The organism is Pseudomonas sp. 22526 (genome assembly GCF_052044735.1).
GTDB lineage: Bacteria > Pseudomonadota > Gammaproteobacteria > Pseudomonadales > Pseudomonadaceae > Aquipseudomonas > Aquipseudomonas piscium.
The window spans coordinates 65263-90129 of record NZ_JBQENK010000024.1; the positions used below are offsets into that span (position 1 = coordinate 65263).

Below are 24867 nucleotides of genomic sequence, written 5' to 3' on the forward strand. Positions count from 1 at the left end.
TGCTTCCCGATAAACCCAGCGGGTTCAGCCGGCCGTGGAACCGGCGGCCGAACCCATCCATAGCCCGTTGCCCGGTTGCCCGGGCGGGCCCGCGCCCCTCATGACACCCGCTCCCCGGTCGCCAGCGCCAAGCCCTCGTGCCACCAGGCCGCCAGGCGCGCCACATTGGGTGCCTTGAGCAGGCTGAAATGGTTGCCCGGGCCATGCCAGACCTCCAGCTCGTCCACCTGCTGGCGCCAGCCCTCTGCCATCGCCCGCTGCTCCCGCTGGTTGCCGGCGGCATCCAGGGTCGGATCGTCCGCCAGCACCAGGCGCGCCCGGCCCTGGTAGCGCCAGCGCGGCTGGTAGAGGGTGCGCAGGGCGCTGGCGAAGGTGCGCACCATGCCCAGGATCGCCTCGGGCGTGGAGCGCGGCGACAGCAGGCCGACGCGGACCATGCCGGCATGCAACTGCTCCAGCTGGCTGGCGTCGTCCTGCATGGCCAACGCCCGCATGTCGATGCCTAAGGATTTGCCCGAGGCCAGTTGCAGGCTCTCGATCAGGCGCTGCAAGGCCGCCGAGGTGGTGTAGGCCTTGCCGACTACCCCGTTGCCGCCGGGAGACTCGCTGTCGATCAGGGTCAGGGACGCCACTTCACGGCCCTTGGCCTGCAACAGCGTGGCCATTTCGTACACCACCCAGCCGCCGAAGGAATGCCCGACCAAATGCAGCGGCCCCTCGGGATACAGCAGCTCCAGCGCGTTCAGGTAATGGGCGGCCGCGCTCTCGACCCGGCTGTGGGGCACCGCGTTGCCTTCCAGGCCCCGGGGTTGCAGGCCGAGGATCGGCCAGTCCGGGCCCAGGGCTTCGGTCAGGCCGATAAAGCCGGTGACGCTGTCACCGGCCCCCGGCACGCAGAAGATCGGCACCTGCCCGGCGCGGCCGCTCTGGATCCTCAGCAACGGCTGATAAAGCGGCGCTGGCGATGCCGCCGCACGCTCCGTCGCCGAGGCCTGCACGGCCTGGCTGATGGCCTGGCCGAGCGCCTGGATATGCGGCGCCTGCATCATGCTCTGGTGGTCCCCCGGCACCGGGACCGCCCGCAGGCGATCCGCCGCCAGCACCTGGTCCCACCCCAGCAGCTGGCTGCGCCGCGACAGCTCGGTCGGCCGCTCCTCGGCGCAGAACAGGTGTACCGGCAGGTCCAGGGCGAACAGGCTGTAATGCGCCAGGGCATGGCCGTGGCCCACCTCGCGCTCGAGGAAGCCCAGCAGGTCGGCATCCGACGCCGCGGCCATGTCCGGGTACAGCAGTTGCTGGTCGCGGCAGCCTTGCAGCAACGCGGCGAAGTCCAGCCCGTCCAGCTCCTGGTGCAACTGGTCGAGGCTCGCCAGGGCCGCGCTACCGGCCGCGCCCTGGGCCTTCCAGTACAGGCTGCATTGCAGCAGCAGGTGCAGCTTCAGCGCATTGTCGCCGGACCAGCGCGCCTTGCCCTGGTCGGTCAGGCGCGGCACGTAGCTGTCGATCAGGCCGAGGAATTCCACCACCTGGTCCTGGCCGATCAGTTGCTGGGCGATCTCGTAGGCCAACACCCCGCCGAACGACCAGCCCGCCAGGCGATACGGCCCTTCGGCCTGCACCTCGCGGATGATCCCTACCAGCCTAGTGGCCAGGCACTGCATGGTGTGCAGCTGCGGCTGTCCAAGCGCAACGCCCGGCAAGCCGTAGATCGGGAAATCGCCGGCGATATGCTTGCCCAGCGCCGGGAAGTACAGATCCAGGCCACTGAACTCATGGACCAGGAACAACGGCGGCTGGCTGCCGCCGGTACGCACCGGGATCAGTGTCTGCTGCTGCGGTTGCGGAACGCCCCCACGCTGGCTGAGCAAGGCGGCGATGGCGGCGACACTGGCATGCTCGAACAGCTCGGCCAGGGTGATGTGCAAGTCAGCCTGTTGCAGCAGGGTGACCAGGCGGATCGCCAGCAACGAGTGCCCGCCCAGTTCGAAGAAACTGTCGTGGCGCCCGACCCGTTCCAGCTTCAGCACCTCGGCCCAGGCCTGGGCCAGGGTCTGTTCCAGGGCGCTGGCGGGCGCCTGGTATTCAGCCTGCAGCAAAGCCTCCAGTTGCGGCGCCGGCAGCGCCTTGCGATCCACCTTGCCGTTGGCGGTCAGCGGCAGTCGCTCCAGCAGCACATAGGCCGAGGGCAGCATGTAGTCCGGCAGTTGGCCTTGCAGATAGCCCCGCAGCCGCTCGATGGCCAACGCGGGCTCGGCGGCCTGGGCGGTGCAGTAGGCCACCAGGCGCTTGTCCCCCGGCGCATCCTCGCGAGCCAGCACCACCACTTCCTTGACGCCCGGGCAGGTGGCCAGGCGCGCTTCGATTTCCCCCAGCTCGATGCGGTAACCGCGAATCTTCACCTGGTCGTCGTTGCGCCCGATGCACTCCAGCAGGCCCTGCTCGTTCCAGCGCCCGAGGTCGCCGGTGCGGTACATCAGGCGCTGCGGCTGCGGGCTGAAAGGATCGGCGAGAAACTTCTCGGCGCTCAGTTGCGCGCGGTTCAGGTAACCCTTGGCCACCCCATGACCGCCAATGTAGATCTCCCCCACCACGCCCACCGGCACCGGCTGTTGCCGGGCGTCGAGCACATACACCCGAGTGTTGGAGATCGGCCGGCCCACCGGCACGCTTTCCGCGTCCGCCGCCAGCGCCTTGACCTCATACGTGGTGGCGTAGGTGGTGGTTTCGGTGGGGCCGTAGCAATGCACCAGGCGCAACGCCGGGGCCTGGGCCAGCAAGCGCCGGAACGCCGCCGGGTCGGCCCGCTCGCCGCCGCACAATAGAATCCGCAGGCCCTTGAGGGCATCGGGAATCAGCTGCACATACTGGTTGAACAGCGCCGTGGTGACGAACAGCACAGTGCTGCCACCGGCCTTGAGCGCCGCGCCGAAACGCTCGGGATCGAGCAGGGTGTAATGGTCGATCACCTGCACCTGACCGCCATTGAGCAAGGCGCCCCAGACGTCCATGGTGCTGGCGTCGAACGCCGGGTTGGAGGCGAACGCCACCCGGTCCCGCGGGTTGAAATCGGCATAGCCGTTGTTCAGCACCAGCCGGGTGATGCCACGGTGCGGCACCAGCACGCCCTTGGGGGTGCCGGTGGAGCCCGAGGTGTACATGATGTACGCCACTGCCTCGGCAGACTGCGCCAGTTGCGGGTTGTGCTGCGGCTGGTCGGCGAGGTTCAGCCGGTCCAGCTCGACCCGGCGCACCGGGCCGGCCGGCCACTCACCGCTGCGGGTCAGCAGCAACACGGCCTGGCTGTCCTCCAGCATAAAGGCCTGGCGCTCGGCCGGCGCGTGGCTGTCCAGCGGCACATAGACGGCCGCGCACTTGCTGATGGCCAGCTGGCTGACCAGCAGGTCCAGGGAACGCTCCAGCAGGATCGCCACGCTGTCCCCCGGCTTCACCCCCAGACCCATCAGGTAATGGGCCAGGCGGTTGGCCCGCGCATTCAGCTCGCCGTAACTCAGCGACTGCTGGCCATGCACCGCGGCCGTGGCCTCGGGGTGGGCCAGGGCCTGGGCTTCGAACAGCTGATCCACCGTCAGCTCCTCAGGGAAGTCCCGCGCCGTGGCATTGAAGCCTTCCAGCACCTGCTGCCGTTCCTCAGGGGAGAGGATCGCCAGGGCTTCCACCGGCGTCTGCGGCGCCTGCTCCAGGGCCTGCACCAGGTTTTCCAGGACGCATTGCATATAACCGCAGATACGCTGGGCACCGATGCCCGGCAGGGTCAGGGCGGTCAGGCTGAAGTCCTCGCCCAGGTCATCGACACTCAGGGTCAGCAGGTAGTTGGTGCGCTCTTCGGCCTTGAGCAGTTGCATGCCCTGCCAGGCCGTCGTCGCCGGGCTCGCATCGAGCGCCGCCGGGGCGCTGTGACGGTAGTTGAGCAAGGTGCTGAACAAGGGCGTGGCCGGCGCCACCGCGCTGCAACGCTGCACCAGGGCCAAGGGCGCATGTTCATGGCTGAGCAATTGCGTCAGGCGTTCATGGGTGGCCAGCGCCGCCGTGCGCAGCGCCTGCCCGCCCAGTTCGACCCGCAGCGGCAGGGTATTGATGAACACCCCCAGCGCCCGTTCCGCGCCCTCGCCGCCCTGCATGCGCCCGAGCAGCACGGTGCCGAACACCACCGATGGCTGGTTGGACACCCGGCTCAGCAGTTGCCCCCAGGCCAGGTGCATCAGGCTCGCGGCGCTGATGCCCAACTGCCGGGCCTGGGCCCGCAGGCGCCGGCTCAGGTCGGCATCGAGGGGCAGGCGCGCCTCTTCGGTATCGCCGCCCTGCTCCCGGGCCGGCAGGGCGAACGGCCGGGTCGGCTCGTCGAAGTCCGCCAGCAGTTCGCGGAAGAAGGCTTCGTGTTCCTGCTCGCCGATACCCAGGCGGGTCTGCGCCACATAGTTGCGGTACGGCACCGCCGCCCCCAGGTGTTCGCCCTCGCCCAGCAGCCAGGCCTGCATCTCCTGTTGCAGCACTTCCAGGGCGATGTGGTCCATCACCAGGTGATGGAACAGCAACAGCGCCACCACCCGCCCGTTGACCGGGTCATGGGCATGCACCAGGCGCAGCAGCGGCGCCTGGCCGAGGTCCAGGCGATGCCGGCGCGGGTCGAAGCGCGCCCGCAGTTGCTCCAGTACATCGCCCTCCGCACCGTCCACCGCCACCGCTTCGCAGACCAGCGGAGCCTGGCGCCAGACCACCTGCACCGGTTCCTCCAGGCCTTGCCAATGCACCGAACTGCGCAGGATATCCTGGCGCTCGATCACCGCCTGCAAGGCCAGGACAAAGGCCGCCAGGCGCTCGGGGCTGGCAAAGGCGAACTGCGCCTGCAGCACATAGGGGTCGCCCTGGCTGGCGGCGATATGGTGGTAGAGGATGCCGGCCTGCAACGGCGCCAGGGCATAGATGTCCTGCACATTGGCCAGGCCGCCGGGCACGCTGGCGACGATGCGCTCGATCGCCTCCTGGCTCAGATCGGCCAGGGGCAGCATGGCCGGGGTGATCCGCCCGCAGCCCGGGACTATGGCATTGGCCGGCACCGCTATCTCCCGCCCGGCCCCCACCGCTGCCGCCAGCGCGGCCAGGGTCGGCTGGCCGAACAGCACCCGCACATCCGCCGCCAGCCCGGCCCGGCGCATCCGCGCGATCAGGCTCACCGCCAGCAGCGAGTGGCCGCCCAGTTCGAAGAAATGGTCGTGGCGCCCTACCCGTTCCAGGTTCAGCAACTCGGCCCAGATCTGCGCCAGGAGGATTTCAGTGTCGCCTTGCGGCGCTTCGTATTCGCGCACCCGCAGCGACTCCAGGTCCGGGGCTGGCAAGGCCTTGCGATCCAGCTTGCCGTTAGGGCTCAGGGGCAGGCTGTCCAGATGCACGAACAGCGCCGGCACCATGTACTCCGGCAATTGTTCCAGCAGGTGGCTGCGCAGGGCTTCGCTCTCCAGCCGTTCGCTGGAAAGCCCGGTTGTGTAATAGGCCACCAGGCGCTTGTCCCCCGGCACGTCTTCCCGGGCCAGGACTACCGCCTCTTTAACATCCGGGAACTGGGTCAGACGGGCCTGGATTTCTCCCAGCTCGATGCGCAGGCCGCGGATCTTCACCTGGTCGTCATTGCGTCCCAGGTATTCGATAGTGCCGTCCGCCAGGTAGCGACCGACATCGCCGGTGCGGTACATACGGGCCTGAGCTATGTCGCTGAACGGATCCTTGAGGAAACGTTCGGCGGTCAGTTCGGGGCGATGCAGATAACCCCGCGCTACCTGTACCCCACCGATATACAGCTCGCCGACGACGCCCAGCGGTACTGGCTGCAACTGCTCATCCAGCAGGTACATGCGGGTGTTGGCGATGGGTTTGCCAATCGGGGTGTTGTCCGGGGTCGAGTCCAGCGGACCGCCGCAGTTCCAGGCGGTTACGTCTACCGCTGCCTCGGTCGGGCCGTAGAGGTTGTGCAGTTCGCTGCCTGGTAATTGCGCCTTGAAGCGTCGTACCAGGCTGCCCGGCAAGGCTTCACCGCTGCACAGCACTCGCACCAGCCCGGCGCTGCGACTGACATCGCCATGGGCGAGGAATACGTCGAGCATCGAGGGTACGAAGTGCAAGGTGGTGATGCATTCGGCCTGGATCACTTCGCACAGATAGGCCGGGTCTTTGTGGCCTTCGGGACGGGCCATCACCAAGCGTGCGCCCGTCATCAAAGGCCAGAAGAATTCCCAGACCGACACGTCGAAACTGAACGGGGTTTTCTGCAATACCGAGTCAGATGAATTCAGGCCGTATTGGTCCTGCATCCACAGCAGGCGGTTAACCACGGCGCGGTGTTCATTCATCACGCCCTTGGGTTTGCCAGTGGAACCGGAGGTGTAGATCACATAGACCAGATGCTGCGGAATCAGCTCGGCAATAAATGGATTGTCGAGCGGCTGGTCCAGCCAAACCGGCTGATCCAGATCGATTACCGGCACATCCCCCAGCAGCTCCCGGGTCGCGCCTTGAGCCAAGACCACCACCGGCGCGCTGTCCTCCAACATGTAGGCAATCCGCTCCAACGGGTAAGCCGGATCCAGCGGCACATAACCGCCGCCCGCCTTGAGGATCGCCAACAGCCCCACCACCATCTCCAGCCCACGCTCGACACAGATCGCCACCCGCGAATCCGGGCCCACACCCTGCTCGCGCAGGTAATGCGCCAGCTGGTTGGCTCGCTCATTCAGGGCGCGATAGGTCAGCGATTGCTCGCCCGCCTTGACCGCCAGCGCCTCCGGCGTGCGTTCGACCTGGGCCTCGAACAGCCCATGGATGCTCTGCTCAAGGTCGTAAGGCACCTCGGTGGCATTAAAGCCCTCCAGCAACTGCTGACGCTCCTCGTCATCCAGCAGCACCACCTGCTCCAGCACCGCCTGATCGTTGGCGACCATGGCCTGCAACAGGCGGGTGAAATAACCGAGATAACGCTGCATCGTGGTTTCATCGAACAGCGCCGTGGCGTATTCCAGAGAGCCGCCGATACGCCCCCGCACCTCGCCCAGGCTCAGGCTCAGGTCGAACTTGGCCACTTCGCTGACCGGTGCCAGCCCTTGCAGGCGCAAGTCGCCCAGGACCAGTTCGGGGCCGTCGTGGTTTTCCCAGCTCAGCAGGGTCTGGAACAGCGGGCTGTGGGACAGGCTGCGCACCGGCCGCAGCAGCTCCACCACCTGTTCGAACGGCAGGTCCTGGTGGGCCTGGGCTTGCAGGGTGCAGGCCTTGACCCGGGCCAGCAGCGCCTCGCTGCTCGGCGCGCCCGAGGTGTCGATGCGCACCGCCAGGGTGTTGACGAACAGGCCGATCAGCCCCTCGACCTCGACGCAGCGGCGGTTGGCCACCGGCGTGCCTATCACCACCTCGGCCTGCCCGGCCAGGCGCCCGAGCAACTGGGCCCAGGCCGCCATCAGGGTCATGTACAGCGTGGTGCCGTGGCGCTGGCTCAAGGCCTTGAGCCCGGCGCTCAGCGACTGGTCCAGCAGCACTGCGAGCCGCTGGCCGGCATGGTCCTGCTGCAGCGGGCGCGGCCGGTCGGTGGGCAGCATCAGCAAGGCCGGGGCGCCGCCCAGGGCCTGCTGCCAATAAGCGCCCTGGCGTTGCAGCAGCTCGCCGCCCAGCCAGCGCCGCTGCCAGACGGCAAAGTCGCCGTACTGCACCGCCAGCGGCGGCAAGGGGTCTTGTTCGCCGCGGCTGAAGGCCTGGTACAGCGCCATCAGCTCGCGGGTCAGTACGCCCATGGACCAGCCGTCGGTGACGATGTGATGCAGGGTCAGCAGCAACACATGCTCGTCGTCGGCCATGACCAGCAGCCGTCCGCGCAACAAGGGCCCCTGCTGCAGATCGAAAGGCTCGCTGGCTTCACGCCGCGACAGCGCCTGCAAGGCCTGCTGCGCCTGGGGATGCTGGCGCAGGTCCTCGGTGTCCAGGCTGAAGGCCTGCTCGCTGGGAGCCAGCAGCACCCGGGGTTCGTCGTCGAACGCGGCAAAGCGGCTGCGCAGGCTCTCATGGCGTTGGACGATGCGCGCCAGCGCCCGTTGCAGCGCCGCCACGTCGAGCCGCCCTTGCAGGCGCAGGCCCAGGGCAATGTTGTAGGTGGCGTTGGCGCCCTCCATCTGCGCCAGGAACCACAGGCGCTGCTGGGCGAACGACAGCGGCAGCGGTTCGTCCCGCGGCACCGGCAGGATCTGCGGCAGCGTGCTGCGCCCGGCCTCGGCCAGGACCCGGGCCACGGCCGCCAGTTCGGCGTTGGCGAACAGCTCGCCCAGGGCCAGGTCCACCCCCAGGCGCTGGCGGACCTGCGAGACCATGCGCATCGCCAGCAGCGAGTGGCCGCCCAGCTCGAAGAAATGATCCTGGCGGCCGACCCGCTCGAGCTTCAGCACCTCGGCCCAGATCTGCGCCAGGGCCTGCTCCAGCTCGCCTTGCGGGGCCTCGTAGGCGCGGGAGAAGACCGCGGCCATGTCCGGCTTGGGCAACGCCTTGCGGTCCAGCTTGCCGTTGGCGGTCAGCGGCAGGCTGGCGAGCTTCACATAGGCCACCGGCACCATGTAGTCGGGCAACTGCGCCAGCAGGTAGGCCCGCAGTTCGCCGACTGCCAGCGGTTCGACCTGCTCCTGCTCGGTGAAATAGGCCACCAGCCGGGTCTGCCCGGGCTCGTCCTCGCGGGCCAGCAACACCGCGTCCTGGATGCCCGGCAACTGGTTGAGGCGGGTTTCGATTTCCCCCAGCTCGATGCGCACGCCACGGATCTTCACCTGGTCGTCGTTGCGCCCCAGGTATTCGAGAGTGCCGTCGGCCAGCCAGCGCGCCAGGTCGCCGGTGCGGTACATGCGAGCGTTCTCGCCACTGAATGGGTCCTTGAGGAAGCGTTCGGCAGTCAGTTCCGGACGGTTCAGATAACCTCGCGCCACCCCGGCGCCCGCCACATACAGCTCCCCCGCCACCCCCAGCGGCACCGGGCGCAGCTGCGGGTCCAGCAGGTAGACCTGGGCGTTGGCCACCGGCTTGCCGATATGCAGCGGCTGGCCGGCCTCGATCCGCCCGGAGGTGGCGACCACCGTGGCTTCGGTCGGGCCGTAGTTGTTGATCACCTCGAAGCGCTGGGTGCGGGCGAACTGGCGCAGCCGGTCACCACCGATCAGCAGCTTGCGCAGGGTCGGGTGTTCCAGGTTCTGGCTGAAGGCGTACTCGGCCACCGGGGTCGGCAAAAAGCTCACATCCAGCGGCTGGGCCAGCCACCAGCGCAGCAGCCCGTCGATGTCCTCGTTGCCGTCATGCGGCGGCGGCAGGTGCAGGGTCGCGCCGACGCACAGGGCCGGCCAGACCTCCCAGGCCATGGCGTCGAAACCGAAGCCGGCCAGGCTCGAGGTATGGCGGCCCTGGCACAGGTCGAAGGCTGTGCAGTGCCAATCCACCAGGTTGCCCAGGCTGCGGTGTTCGACCATCACCCCCTTGGGCAGGCCGGTGGAGCCCGAGGTATAGATCACATAGGCCAGGTGCGCCGGGGTCAGCCCGGACACCTGGGGATTGGTCTCGGGCTGCTCCAGCCAGTCGAAGGCATCGAGGTCGACCACCGGCACGCTGAGGGCCGGCAGGCGCGCCAGCAGTTCGCCCTGGGTCAGCACCGCCAGCGGCGCGCTGTCCTCCAGCAGGTAACGCAGGCGCTCGGCGGGATGGGCCGGGTCCACCGGCACGTAGGCGCCACCGGCCTTGAGGATCGCCAGCAGGCCGACCAGGGTATCGAGGCCGCGACGGGCGACTATGGCCACCCGCTCGTCCGGGCCGACGCCCAGGGCACTCAGGTGGTGGGCCAGGGCATTGGCCCGCTGGTTCAGTTCGGCGTAGGTCAGCGACTGCCCCAGGCAGACCGCCGCCAGGGCCTGGGGCGTCGCCGCGGCCTGGGCTTCGATGCGCCGGTGGATAGTCCGCGCCGGGGGGAAGTCCACCCGGCTGGCATTGAAGCCGCGCAGCAGTTGCTCGCGTTCGGCCGGGGCCAGGATCGACAGCTGGTCCAGCGCCTGCTGCGGGGTCTGCTCCAGGGCCTGGACCAGGTGCTCCAGGGCCGTGTGCATATAACCGCAGAGACGCGCGCCATCGACCTCGGCGCTGGCCAGCAGGATCAGGCTGAAACCTTCGCCGAGGTCGTCGACGCTCATGGTCAGCGGGTAGTTGCTGCGCTCCTGGGAGCTGAGGTTGCTGATGCCCTGCCAGGCCGCGCTCGGTTCCGCGCTGCTGGGCGCGGCGCTGTGCCGATAATTGAGCAAGGCGCTGAACAGCGGCGTCGGCGCGAGCACGCCGCTGCACCGTTGCGCCAGGGCCAGGGGCGCGTGTTCATGGCGCAGCAAGGTGGTCAGCCGGGCATGGGTGGCCTTGAGCCCGGCCAGCACCGGCTGGCGGCCCACATCCACCCGCAGCGGCAGGGTATTGATGAACATGCCCAGGGCCCGGTCGTTGTCCCCGCCGCCCTGCATGCGGCCCATCAGCACCGTGCCGAACACCACCTGCTGCTTGCCCGACAGCGCGCCCAGCACCTGGGCCCAGGCCAGATGGAACAGGCTGGCGGCGCTCACCCCCGCCTGCCGCGCTTGCAAGCGCAGGCGCTGGCTCAGGCCGGGCTCGATGGGAAGGTCGGACTCAGCGATAGCACCGCCATCGCCCTGCACATCCTGCAAGCCGAACGGCAGGGTCGGCTCGTCGATGTCGCCGAGCATCTCGCGGAAGAAGGCTTCATGCTCCTGCTCGCTGGTGCCCAGGCGCGCCTGGGCCACATAGTTGCGAAACGGCACCGCCGGCCCCAGGCCGTCCGCCTGGTCCAGCAGGAAGGCCTGCAATTCGTGGCGCACCACGTCCAGGGCGCTATGGTCCATGGCCATATGGTGGAACAGCAGGCTGGCGACGAGGCGCTGCCCGGCGTCGTCCCGGGCGTAGACCAGGTGCAGCAGCGGCGCCTGGGTCACGTCCAGGCGGTAATGCCGGGAGTCGAAGCGCGCCCGCAACTGCTCGGCTACCGGGCCGTCCGCCGGGTCGAGCACGACTTCCTCCAGCGCCAGGCTGGCCTGGCGCCAGACCACCTGCACCGGTTCTTCCAGCCCTTCCCAGTGCACCGCGGTGCGCAGGATGTCGTGCCGGTCGATCACCCCCTGCAAGGCCTGGACAAAGGCCGCCAGGCGCTCGGTGCCGACAAAGGCGAACTGCGCCTGCAGCACATAGAGGTCGCCCTGGGTAGCGCTGGCGTGGTGATAGAGGATGCCTTGCTGCAGCGGCGCCAGGGGGTAGATGTCCTGCACATTGGCCGCGCCGCCGGGCACGCTGGCGAGGATCCGGTCAATCGCCTCCTGGCTCAGCTCGGCCAGGGGCAGCATGGCCGGAGTGATGTGTTGAGCGCCCTCTGGAATCAGATTGGCCGGCACCTCGACCCGCCCGGCCGTGCTGGCGTCGTAGCGCCCGGCGCGGATCAGCTCGATCAGCGCCGGCTTGTGCTCGCGCAGCAGGGCCAGGGTCGCCGGCTCGCTCAGCGCCTGCCTGTTGCCTTGCACCAGAAGCTGATCACCCTTGAGCGCCAGTTGGATATCCTTGGCCTTCAGTGTCGCCAGTACTTCGATCATGCTCACAGGACGATCTCCATTCGTTCGGTAATTGCGGCGTAGCCCGCCAGGGTCGGCTGTTCGAACAGCGCCCTGACATCGGCTTCCATGCCTTCCTGACGCAAGCGACCAATCAGGCTGACGGCCAGCAGCGAATGCCCGCCCAGCTCGAAGAAATGGTCGTGGCGCCCTACCCGTTCCAGGTTCAGCAACTCGGCCCAGATCTGCGCCAGGAGGATTTCGGTGTCGCCTATCGGCGCTTCGTATTCCCGCACCCGCAGCGATTCCAGGTCCGGGGCTGGCAAAGCCTTGCGATCCAGCTTGCCGTTGGGGCTCAGGGGCAAGGCCGGCAGGTGCACGAACAGCGCCGGCACCATGTACTCCGGCAGTTGCTCCAGCAGGTGGCTGCGCAGTGCCTCGCTCTCCAGCCGCTCGCTGGAAAGCTCAGTGGTGTAATAGGCCACCAGACGCTTGTCCCCTGGCACGTCTTCCCGGGCCAGCACCACGGCTTCCTTGATATTCGGGAACTGGGTCAGGCGCGCCTGGATTTCCCCCAGCTCGATGCGCAGGCCGCGGATCTTCACCTGATCGTCGTTGCGTCCCAGGTACTCGATGGTGCCGTCCGCCAGGTAGCGACCGAGATCGCCGGTGCGGTACATGCGGGCCTGGGCGGTGCTGCTGAACGGGTCTTTTAGGAAGCGTTCGGCCGTCAGTTCCGGGCGGTGCAGATAACCGCGCGCCACCTGCACACCACCGATATACAGCTCGCCGACGACGCCCAGCGGCACCGGTTGCAGTTGCTCATCCAGCAGGTACAGGCGGGTGTTGGCGATGGGTTTTCCGATGGGCGTATTGTCCGGGACCTGTTCCACAGGACCCGCGCAGTTCCAGGCGGTGACGTCCACCGCGGCCTCGGTCGGGCCGTAGAGGTTGTGCAGTTCGCTGCCAGGCAGTTGCGCCTTGAAACGCCGCACCAGGTTACCCGGCAAGGCTTCACCGCTGCACAGCACCCGCACCAGCCCGGCGCTGCGACTGGTGTCGCCATGGGCGAGGAATACGTCGAGCATCGAGGGTACGAAGTGCAAGGTGGTGATGCGCTCGGCCTGGATCACTTCGCAGAGGTAGGCCGGGTCTTTATGGCCTTCAGGACGGGCCATCATCAGCTTCGCGCCCATCATCAAGGGCCAGAAGAATTCCCAGACCGACACGTCGAAACTGAACGGCGTTTTTTGCAGCACCGCGTCGTCGGCGGACAGGCCGTATTGGTCCTGCATCCACAACAAGCGGTTGACCACCGCTCGGTGCTCATTCATCACACCCTTGGGCTTGCCGGTGGAACCCGAGGTGTAGATCACGTAGACCAGATGCCGCGGAGTCAGCTCGGCGATAAAGGGATTACTGAGCGGCTGATCCAGCCACACAGGTTGGTCCAGATCGATCACCGGCACCTCACCGAGCAAGCCCCGAGTCGCCTCCTGCGCCAGCACCACCACAGGCGCGCTGTCCTCCAGCATGTAGGCGATCCGCTCCAGCGGGTACGACGGATCCAGCGGCACATAGCCACCGCCGGCCTTGAGGATCGCCAGCAAGCCCACCACCATTTCCAGCCCGCGTTCGACGCAGATCGCCACCCGCGCATCCGGGCCCACGCCCTGCCCGCGCAGGTAATGCGCCAGCTGGTTGGCCCGCTCGTTGAGCTCGCGATAGGTCAGCGATTGCTCGCCAGCCTTGACCGCCAGCGCCTCGGGCGTGCGCTGGACCTGGGCCTCGAACAGCCCATGAATGCTCTGCTCAAGGTCGTAAGGCAGCTCGGTGGCATTGAACTCCACCAACAGTTGCCGACGTTCCTCGGCGGTGATCACCGGCAGGCGGTTCAGGGCGGTTTGCGGCGACTGTTCCAGGGCGTCCACCAGCCCTTGCAGCACAGTCTGCATAAAGTCGCAAACCCGTTGCGCCCCCACTCCGGCGGCAACCAGCGCGGTGAGCTGGTAGCCATCGCCCAGGTCGTCGACATTGAGGGTCAGCGGATAGTTGGTGCGCTCGTCGCTGGCCAGGGTTTCGATCCCCTGCCAGGCCTGTTGCTGCTCCTGGTGCGGGGTAAGGCTGTGGCGGTAGTTGAGCATGGCGCTGAACAGCGGCGTGCCGGCCGCGACGCCACTGCAACGTTGCGCCAGGGCCAGGGACGCGTGTTCGTGCCCCAATAACGCCGTCAACCGGGCATGGGTGGCGCGCACGCCGGCACGCACATCCTGCTCGTCGATATCGACCCGCAACGGCAGGGTATTGATAAACACCCCCAGCGCCCGGTCGGCGCCAGCGCCGCCCTGCATCCGGCCCACCAGCACGGTGCCGAACACCACATTGCGCTTGCCCGAGGCCGCCGCCAGCACCTGGGCCCAGGCCAGGTGGAACAGGCTGGCGGCACTTACCCCCAGGCGCCGCGCCTGGCTTCTCAGGCCCTGGTCGAGGGACGCCGGCAGGCGCAACTGCCGTTCCTCGATCCCGTGCCCATCGCCCTGCACATCCTGCAAGCCGAAGGCCAGGGTTGGCTCGTCGATATCGCCGAGCATCTCGCGGAAGAAGGCTTCATGTGCCTGCTCGCCGGTGCCCAGGCGCGCCTGGGCCACATAGTTGCGAAACGGCACCGTCGGCCCCAACTGCCGGGCCTGGCCCAACAGCAGGGCCTGGAGTTCGTGGCGCACCACGTCCAGGGCGCTGTGGTCCATGGCCAGGTGGTGGAACAGCAACACCGCCACCACGCGCTGGCGCGCCGGGTCGGCGGCGTACAGCAGCTGGATCAGTGGCGCCTGGGTCAGCGCCAGGCGGTAACGCCGGGCATCGAAACGCTGCAGCAACTGGGCCAGCACCTCACCGGCGGCCGTGTCGCAGGCCACCTCGCGCAGCACCAGCGGCGCCTCGCGCCAGACCACCTGCACCGGCTGTTTCAGCCCCTCCCAGAGCACAGCAGTGCGCAAGATGTCGTGGCGCTCGATCACCTGCCGCAAGGCAGCGGCGAAGGCCTGCAAACGCTCCAGGCTGTCGAAGGCCATGTGCGACTGCAACAGGTAGGGGTCGCCCTGCTCCGCCATGATGTGGTGATACAGGATGCCCTCCTGCAACGGCGCCAGGGGGTAGATGTCCTGCACATTGGCCGCGCCGCCGGGGACCTGGGCGACGATACGGTCGATCTCGGCCTGCTGCAGTTCCACCAACGGCAACAGCTCCGGGGTGATGTGCTGGCAGTCGGCGGGAATCAGATTGGCCGGCACCTCGACCTCGCGGCCGCTGCCGACCGCCGCAGCCAGCGCCGCCAGGGTCGGCTGGCTGAACAGGATGCGCACGTCGGCGCTCAGGCCCAGCTGGCGCATGCGTTCGATCAGGCTCACCGCCAGCAGCGAATGGCCGCCCAGCTCGAAGAAGTGATCGTGGCGGCCGACCCGCTCGACCTTGAGCACCTCGGCCCAGATCCCGGCCAGGGTCGCCTCGACCTCGCCCTGGGGCGCCTCGTACCCACGGCTGAGCAAGGCCGCCTGATCCGGCTCCGGCAGCGTCTTGCGGTCCAGCTTGCCGTTGGCGGTCAGCGGCAGGCTGTCCAGGCGCACATAAGCCGCCGGCAGCATGTAGTCGGGCAAGCGCCCTTGCAGATGCGTGCGCAGCTCCTCGATATCCAGCGGCCGGTGCTCGCTGAACCAGGCCACCAGGCGCCCGTCGCGCACCAGCACCACGCATTCGCGCAGCGCCTCGTGGCGGGCCAGGGCGGCTTCAATTTCCCCCAGCTCGATGCGCATGCCCCGCACCTTGACCTGATCGTCGTTGCGCCCCAGGTACTCGATGTTGCCATCGGCCAGCCAGCGCGCCAGGTCGCCGGTGCGGTACATGCGCGCCGCAGAGTCGCTGCTGAACGGATCGTCGAGAAAGCGCTCGGCGGTCAGTTGCGCCCGGTTCAGGTACCCCCGGGCCACGCCGGCGCCGCCCACGTACAGCTCGCCCGCCACGCCGACCGGCACCGGTTGCAGTTGCTCGTCCAGCAGGTAGATGCGCGCATTGGCCATGGGCTTGCCGATATGCAGCGACCGCCCGGCCTCGATCCTTCCGGAGGTGGCCACCACCGTGGCCTCGGTCGGGCCGTAGTTGTTGATCACCTGGAAGCGCTGGTTGCGGCTGAAGTGGCGCAAGCGGTCGCCACCGATCAGCAGCGTGCGCAGGGTCGGATGTTCCAGGTCCTGGCTGAAGGCGTACTCGGCCACCGGGGTCGGCAGGAAGCTGACGTCCAGCGGCTGCGCCCGCCACCAGCGCAGCAGCTCGTCGATATGTTCGTTACCGACCTCGGCCGGCGGCAGGTGCAGGGTCGCGCCGCCGCACAGGGCCGGCCAGACCTCCCAGGCCATGGCGTCGAAACCGAAGCCGGCGACGCTGGAGGTGTGGCTGCCCGGCTTCAGGTCGAAGGCCGCGCAGTGCCAGTGCACCAGGTTTTCCAGGGTCTGGTGTTCGACCATCACGCCCTTGGGCAAGCCGGTGGAGCCCGAGGTGTAGATCACATAGGCCAGGTGCGCCGGGGTCAGCCGAGCCGGGCCTGGATTGGTCACCGGGCGGTATTGCCAGTCGGTGGCCGCCAGGTCGATCACTGGCAGGCTGTCCCCCAGCAGCGCGCGCGTCTGCTGTTGCGCCAGCACCGCCACCGGCGCGCTGTCCTGCAACAGGTAGGCGATGCGTTCCGCCGGGTAGGCAGGGTCGATCGGCACATAACCGGCCCCGGCCTTGAGAATCGCCAGCAGGCCGATCAGCATCTGCGGGCCGCGGCGCACGCAGATCGCCACCCGGTCGTCCGGCTGCACGCCCTGGGCCAGCAGGTGCCAGGCCAGCTGGTTGGCGTGCTGGTTGAGCTGGCGATAGGTCAGGCGTTGCTCGCCCTGCAGCAGGGCGAAGGCGTCCGGGGTGCGTGCGGCCCGGGCTTCGAACAGACCGTGGACAGTCTGCCCCCGCGGGTAGTTCGCGGTGCTGGCGTTGAAGCTCGACAGCAGGCGTTGCCACTCCGCCTGCGGCAGGATCGGCAGGCGTTGCAGCGGCAGCTCGGGGTCCTGTTCCAGGGCCCGGGCCAACTGCTCCAGCGCCTGCTGCATGTACTGGCCAATGCGCTGCGCACCGATGCTCGCCAGCGTCAGCACGTTCAGGCCGAAACCCTCGCCCAGGTCGTCGACGCTCAGGGTCAGCGGGTAGTTGCTGCGTTCTTCGCCGCCCAGCAGTTCGACGCCCTGCCAGATGCCCTGGCCGGATCGGGCCATCTCCTGAGGCGCGCTGTGGCGATAGTTGAGCAAGGCGCTGAACAGCGGCGCGCCGGCGGCCACGCCACTGCAACGCTGGGCCAGGGCCAGGGACGCATGTTCGTGCCCCAGCAGCGCGGTCAGCCGGGCGTGGGTGGCCTTGACCGCGGCCTGCACCCCCAGGCCGCGATCGACCCGCAGCGGCAAGGTATTGATAAACATCCCCAGGGCGCGGTCGGCGCCCTCGCCGCCCTGCATGCGGCCCATCAGCACGGTGCCGAACACCACATCCCGACGACTCGACACCTGGCCCAGCACCTGGGCCCAGGCCAGGTGCATCAGGCTCGCCGCGCTCACTCCCAGGCGCCGGGCCAGGGCCCGCAGGCGCAGGCTCAGGGCGGCGTCCAGGGCCAGCTCGGCCTCTTCGATATCCCGGCCGTCGCCCTGCACATCCTGCAAACCGAACGGCAGGGTCGGCTCGTCGATATCGCCGAGCATCTCGCTGAAGAACGCCTCGTGCTCCTGCTCCGCCGCCCCCAGGCGCGCCTGGGCCACGTAGTTGCGATAAGGCACAGGCATACCCAGGCGCTCGCTCTCGCCGAACATGAAGGCGCGCATCTCCTCGCCGACCACGGCCATCGCGGTGTGGTCCAGGGCCAGGTGATGGAACAGCAGGATCGCCACCACCCGCTGCAGGGCCGGATCCTGGGCATAGACCATGCGCAGCAGCGGCGCCTGGGTCAGGTCGAGGCGGTAATGGCGGGCATCGAAGCAGCCATGCAACTGCTCCAGTACCTCGCCGCCGGCCGCATCCAGCGGCACTTGTTGCAAGGGCAGCTCGGCCTTGCGCCACACCACCTGCACCGGTTGCTTCAGGCCCTCCCAGAGCACAGCAGTGCGCAGGATGTCGTGGCGCTCGATCACCTGCTGCAAGGCGCCGGCAAAGGCCTGCAAACGTTCCAGGCTGTCGAAGGCCATGCGCGATTGCAGCAGGTAGGGGTCGCCCTGCCCGGCACTCAGGTGGTGATAGAGAATGCCTTCCTGCAGCGGCGCCAGCGGGTAGATGTCCTGCACATTGGCCGCGCCACCGGGCACCTGGGCAACTATCCGCTCGATCTCTGCCTGCTCCAACTCCACCAGGGGCAACAGCTCCGGGGTGATGCGCTGGCAGCCTGCGGGGATGCGGTTGGCCGGCACCTGGATTTCCCGGCCGCTGCCCACCGCCGCGGCCAGGGCCGCCAGGCTCGGCTGGCTGAACAGCGCCCGCACATCGGCGCTCAGGCCGATCTGGCGCATGCGCTCGATCAGGCTCACCGCCAGCAGCGAATGCCCGCCCAGCTCGAAGAAATGATCATGGCGGCCGACCTGCTCGACCTTGAGCAGCTCGCGCCAGATCTGCGCCAGGGCGATTTCCACCGCCCCTTGCGGCGCCTCGAAACCACGGCTGAGCAAGGCCTCGCGGTCCGGTACTGGCAGGGCCTTGCGGTCCAGCTTGCCGTTGGCGGTCAGCGGCAGACGGTCGAGGCGGACATAGGCCGAGGGCACCATGTAATCGGGGAGCTGGCCTTGCAGCTGGGCGCGCAGGCTGTCGAGCTCCGGCGCCGACTCATCGGCCACGACGGTGAAATAGGCCACCAGGCGCTTGTCGCCGGGCTCGTCCTCGCGGGCCAGCACCACCGCGTCCTGGACGCCCGGGCAAGCCGCCAGCCGCGCCTCGATTTCCCCCAGCTCGATGCGGAAGCCGCGCAGCTTCACCTGCTGGTCGTTGCGGCCCTGGTACAGCAGGCTGCCGTCGGCGCGCCAGGACGCCAGGTCGCCGGTGCGGTACAGCAGGGCCTGGGGTTGCTCGCTGAAAGGATCTGCAATAAATGCCTGGGCGGTCAGCTCTGGCTGGTTCAGGTAACCCTTGGCCACCCCGGCGCCGCCGATATACAGCTCGCCCACCGCGCCGATCGGCAGCGGGCGCTGCTGGGCGTCGAGCACATAGGCCCGGCTGTTGCCGATCGGCCGGCCGATGGGAATGCCGCCCTCGCCCACCTCAGTGATTTCGAAGGTGGTGGAGAAGGTGGTGGCCTCGGTCGGGCCGTAGCCGTTGAGCAGGTGCCGTGGCGCCCCCTGTTGCAGGACCCGGGCGATCACCGCAGGGTCGAGCACATCGCCGCCGACGATCAGGTAACGCAACTGGCTGAACGCGGCCATCAGGCCATCGGCGTACTGGTGGAACAGTCCGGCGGTCAGCCACAGCACGCTGATCTGCTGTGCCTGCAACAGCTGGCCGAAATCCTCGCGGGACAGCAGCACGTCCTGCTCGACCACCACCACGCAGCCGCCGTTGAGCAAGGGTGCCCAGACCTCCAGGGTGCTGGCGTCGAACGCCGGGTTGGCGGCGAAGGCCACCCGGTCGTCGCTGTTGAAATCGGCATAACCGTTGTTGATCACCAGCCGGGTGATCGCCCGGTGCGGCACCAGCACGCCCTTGGGCGTACCCGTGGAGCCGGAGGTGTACATGATGTAGGCCACTGCCTCGGAGGACTGCGCCAACTCCAGGTCGTGCTCCGGCAAGCCGTCGAGGGTCAGGCGATCCAGATCGACCCGCGTGACATTGTGGGCAGACGCCTGGCGACTGTCGCTGAGCAGTACCCGCGCGGCGCTGTCTTCGAGCATGAAGGCCTGGCGCTCGGCCGGCGCGTTGATGTCCAGCGGCACATAGACCGCTGCGCACTTGCTCACCGCCAACTGGCTGGCCAGCAGGTCCAGGGAGCGCTCCAGGAGGATCGCCACGCTGTCCCCCGGCTTCACTCCGAGGCCGATCAGGTGGTGCGCCAGCCGGTTGGCACGGCGGTTCAAGGCGTCGTAGCTCAGGCTTTGCCCGCCCTGCACCGCCGCCGTGGCCTGCGGATGCTGCCGCGCCTGGGCCTCGAACAAGGCGTGCAGGGTCTGTTCCCGTGGGTAGTCGCGCTGGGTGGCGTTGAAGGTCACCAGCAGGCGCTGGCGTTCTTCCGCCGGCAGGATGCTCAGCTCGCGCAACGGCCGGGCCGGCGCCTGCTCCAGGGCCTCCACCAGGCCCTGCAAGGCAGTCTGCATGTAACCGGCCACCCGCTGGCCACCGACCTCGGCCAGGGTCTGCACCACCAGCTCGAAGGCTTCGCCACGGTCGTCGACATTCAGCACCAGCGGGTAGTTGCTGCGCTCCTCGGAACTGAGGATCTGGATGCCGTCCCAGGCCGCGCCGTCCACCGCGGCCACTTGTTCGGCGGCGCTGTGGCGGTAGTTGAGCAGGCTGCTGAACAGCGGCAGCGACGCCGGCACGCTGCTGCAACGCTGGGCCAGGGACAAGGACGCGTGTTCATGCCCGAGCAACTGCGAGAGCCGGCCGTGGGTGGCGCGCACCGCGTCACGCACGCCCACAGTGCCGAGACTGACCCGCAGCGGCAAGGTATTGATAAACATGCCCAGGGCGCGGTCGGCGCCCTCGCCGCCCTGCATCCGCCCAAGCAGCACGGTGCCGAACACCACATCGTCGCGGCCCGAGACCTGGCCCAGCACCTGGGCCCAGGCCAGGTGCACCAGGCTGGCGGCGCTGACCCCGAGCTGGCGCGCTTGTTCGCGCAGGCGCCGGGCCAAGGCCGCGTCCAGAGGCAGGCGCGCCTCTTCCACGCCGCTGCCGTCACGGTTGACGTCCCCCAGGCCGAAAGCCAGGGTCGGCTCGTCGATATCGCCAAGCATCTCGCGGAAGAAGGCTTCGTGTTCCTGCTCACTGACCCCGAGCCGGGCCTGGGCCACGTAGTTGCGGTACTGCACGGCCTCGCCCAGGGGCTGAGTGTGACCACCGAGGCTGGCGCTCATTTCCGCCACCAGGGTCGCCAGCGCGGTGTGGTCCAGGAGGATATGGTGCAGCAGCAGGATTCCCAGCCAGCGCTGGTTCTGCGGGTCCCGGGCGTAGGCAAAACGCATCAGCGCGGCGCGGTTCAGGTCCAGCCGGTAATGCCGCGGGTCGAAGCGCTGCTGCAATTGCTGCAATACATCGCCACCCGCCTCGGGTTCCAGCTGTTCGACCACCAGCGGCGCCTGGCGCCAGACCACTTGCACCGGTTCGGCGAGGCCTTGCCAGTGCACGCTGCTGCGCAGGATGTCATGGCGCTCGATCACGCTGTCCAGCGCGCCGACGAAGGCCTCGACCTGGGGTCGGTCGCTGAAGGCGCATTGCACCTGCAGCACATAGGGGTCGCCTTCCTCGCTCGCCAGATGGTGATAGAGGATGCCCGCCTGCAACGGCGCCAGGCCGTAGATGTCCTGCACATTGCCAACGCCGCCGGGGATGCCGGCGACGAGCTGGTCGATGGCGGCCTGGTCGAGGTCCGCCAGGGGCAGCAGGTCCGGGGTGATGCGGCTGCAGTCGGCGCCGATGCGGTTGGTCGGCACCTGGATCTCCCGGCCACCGCCCACCGCCGCAGCCAGGGCCGCCAGGGTCGGCTGGCCGAACAGCACCCGCACATCGGCGCCCAGTTCCAGCTGGCGCATGCGCTCGATCAGCTTCACCGCCAGCAGCGAATGCCCGCCCAGTTCGAAGAAGTTGTCGTGACGGCCGACCCGCTCGACCTTGAGCAGCTCCTGCCAGATCGCCGCGATGCGCTGTTCCACCTCGCCCTGCGGCGCCTCGAAACCACGCCGGGCCACAGCCGTGCTGTCCGGCGCCGGCAGCGCCTTGCGGTCGAGCTTGCCGTTGGTGGTCAGCGGCAAGGCGTCGAGTTGCACAAAGGCGCTGGGCAGCATGTAGTCGGCCAGGGACAGCAGCAGCTGGTCACGCAGCACCGCCGCTTGCAGCTCGACCCCTTCAGTGCCGACCAGATAGGCCACCAGGCGCTTATCGCCAGGCTCGTCCTCGCGGGCGATCACCACCGCCTCGCGCACGCCGGCGCAGGCCGCCAGCCGCGCCTCGATTTCCCCCAGCTCGATGCGGAACCCGCGGATCTTCACCTGATCGTCATTACGCCCCAGGTACTCCAGCTCGCCCTGAGCGTTCCAGCGCGCCAGGTCGCCGGTCTTGTACAGGCGCTGCCCGCTGTCCGCGCGGAACGGATCGTCAATGAAACGCTCGGCGGTCAACGTCTCGCGGTTCAGGTAACCCCGCGCCACCCCGGCGCCGCCGACATACAGCTCGCCCACCACCCCCACCGGCACCGGCTCGCGCCGCTCATCCAGCACATACAGCTGCAGGTCGGCAATCGCCCCGCCAATCGGGCTGGCCCCCAGGCGCTGGGCATCCGCCGCCTGCAGGGCGCGGTAGGTCACGTGCACCGTGGTTTCGGTGATGCCGTACATGTTCACCAGCTGCGTGCCGGCGTTTTCCACCCGGCCATACCAGGGCTTGAGAATGCCCGGTTCCAAAGCTTCGCCACCGAAGATCACCTGGCGCAGGGAATGCTTCAGCGGGCTGCGCTCCTGGGCCGCGATCAACTGGCGGAAGGCGCTCGGGGTCTGGTTGAGAATGCTCACCGAGGCCTCGCACAGCAGTGCATAACAATCGTCCGGCGAACGACTGACCAGCTGCGGCACTACCAGCAACTGGCCGCCGTGGATCAGCGCGCCCCAGATTTCCCAGACCGAGAAGTCGAAGGCGAAGGAATGGAACAGCGCCCACACGTCCTGGCGATTGAAGGCGAACCCGTCCTGGGTCGCCGAGAACAGCCGCGCCACGTTGCGGTGCTCGATCATCACGCCCTTGGGCAGGCCGGTAGAGCCGGAGGTGTAGATCACATAGGCCAGGTTGGCGCTGCTCAGCCCTGGTATCTGGGGGTTGTCCGAGGGCTGCCGATCCAGTTCCGGGTCGTCGAGGTCGAGCAGCGGCACCGCCAGTTCGCCCAACAGCTGCCGGGGGCCGGCCTGGGCCAGCAGCGCCAGCGGTTCGCTGTCGCGCAGGGTGTAGGCGATCCGCTCCTGGGGATAGGCCGGGTCGATGGGTACATAACCGGCGCCCGCCTTGAGGATGCCCAGCAGGCCGACGATCATCTCCAGGCCGCGCTCGACACAGATCGCCACCCGGTCGTCCGGGCGCACGCCCAGGGCCAGCAGGCGGTGCGCCAGCTGGTTGGCGCGGCGGTTCAGCTCGCCGTAGCTCAGTTGCCGTCCCTCATGGATCAGCGCCGTGGCGTCGGGTTGAGCTGCGGCCTGGGCCTCCACCTGCTGGTGGATCAGTTCGTTGTCGGGGAATGGTTGCCGGACCGGGTTCATACCGAACAGCAGTTGCTGGCGTTCGGCCGCCGGCAGAATGTTCAGGTTTTGCAGCGGCGCGTCCGGGCTGTGCTCCAGGGCCGCGACCAGGCTTTCCAGGGCCGTTTGCAGGTAACCGCCCAGGCGCGCGGCGCCGATCTCGGCGGCGACCATCAAGGTCAGGCGGAAGCCTTGGCCGAGGTCATCGACGTTGACCGTCAGCGGGTAGTTGGTGCGCTCCTCGGCGCCCAGCACCTGGATGCCCTCGGCGATATCGATCACCGCCGCGGCGTCGCCGGCGGCGCTGTGCCGGTAGTTGAGCATGGCGCTGAACAGCGGCGTCGGCGCGCTCACCGCGCTCACCGCGCTGCAGCGCTGGGCCAGGGCCAGCGAGGCCTGTTCATGCCCGAGCAGCGCGGTCAGGCGCTGGTGGGTGGCCTGCACCGCGGCGCGCACGCTTTGCCCGTCGACATCCACCCGCAGCGGCAAGGTATTGATAAACATACCCAGGGCGCGCTCGGCCCCTTCGCCGGCGTCCATGCGGCCCAGCAGCACGGTGCCGAACACCACCGCGCTGCGCCCCGAGGCCTTGCCCAGGACCAGGGCCAGCGCCAGGTGCATCAGGCTCGCGGCGCTCACCCCCAGCTGCCGGGACTGGCCGCGCAGGCGCAGGCTCAACCCGTCGTCCAGGCCGATCCGCAGCTCCTCGATGCCGCGGCCGTCGCCCTGCACATCCCGCAGGCCGAACGGCAGGGTCGGCTCGTCGATATCGCCGAGCATCTGGCGGAAGAACGCCTCGTGCGCCTGCTCGTCCGCCCCCAGCCGCGCCTGCGCCAGGTAATCGCGAAACGGCACCGCCGGCGCCACCTGTTCGCATTGGCCGAGCAGGTGCGCCTGGATTTCCTCGCGCACCAGGTCCAGCGCGGTATGGTCCATGACCGTGTGATGGAACAGCAGCATGCCCACCACCCGCTGCTGGTGCGGGTCTTCGGCAAAGACCAGGCGCAGCAGCGGCGCCTGGCGCAGGTCGAGGCGATAGTGGCGGGCATCGAAGCGCGCCAGCAATTGCTCCAGCACGTCGCCGTCGGCGCTGTTGAAGCTCAGCTCTTCGCAGTCCAGCCGGGCCTGGCGCCAGACCACCTGCACCGGCTCGTCCAGGCGCTCCCAGAACATCGCGGTGCGCAGGATGTCATGGCGTTCGATCACCCATTGCAGGGCCTCGGCAAAGGCGTTCAGGCGCTCGCGGCTGGCGAAGGCGAACTGCGCGTGCAGCACGTAGGGGTCGCCCTGCTGCGCCGACAGGTGGTGGTAGAGCATGCCCTCCTGCAGGGGCGCCAGCGGGTAGATGTCCTGCACGTTGGCCGCGCCGCCCGGCACGCTGGCGACTATGCGCTCGATGGCGGGCTGGTCGAGCGTGACCAGCGGCAGCATGTCCGGGGTGATGCGGTAGGCCGGGCTCAGCCAGTCGCCGTCATGGCGGGCCACCAGTTCCAGCAGGCGGGACTTGTGCTTGACCAGGCTGTCCCACAGCGCGTCGTCCAGCCCCTCATCGTCACCCAGCACGACCAGGTCGCCTTCTTCCTGTTGGAGACGGATCGGCTGGGTGGAAATAACTGCCATCAATTCGCTGAACTGCATGTGAGTGACCTGCTTTCAAATTCGCAAACGGTTGATGAGAAAATCCGGTTTCAGCTGCAACCTGATACCCGCACGACGGCCAGCTACGTCCAGCGCCCGACCCAAGCCAGGATCCAGCGCTG

2 protein-coding genes are annotated in these 24867 nt (G+C 68.4%); both read right to left on the reverse strand.

The genetic code is table 11. From position 1 onward, the window contains the following. Positions 1–98 precede the first annotated feature (98 nt). Positions 99–11663: an amino acid adenylation domain-containing protein gene (locus ACTJKT_RS27720; RefSeq protein WP_440789441.1), complete on the reverse strand. Its 11565-nt coding sequence runs from the start codon at positions 11661–11663 to the stop codon at positions 99–101. Next, positions 11660–24745 carry an amino acid adenylation domain-containing protein gene (locus ACTJKT_RS27725; RefSeq protein ID WP_440789443.1) on the reverse strand — a complete coding sequence of 4362 codons (13086 nt, stop codon included), beginning with the start codon at positions 24743–24745 and terminating at the stop codon, positions 11660–11662. Before ACTJKT_RS27725 ends, ACTJKT_RS27720 begins: the two co-directional genes overlap by 4 nt. Between the last annotated feature and the right edge of the window lie 122 nt (positions 24746–24867).

Bases quoted from the DNA above. Each gene is read 5' to 3' on its own strand.
- ACTJKT_RS27725 (WP_440789443.1), bottom strand. From the start codon at position 24,745: ATGCAGTTCAGCGAATTGATGGCAGTTATTTCCACCCAGCCGATCCGT.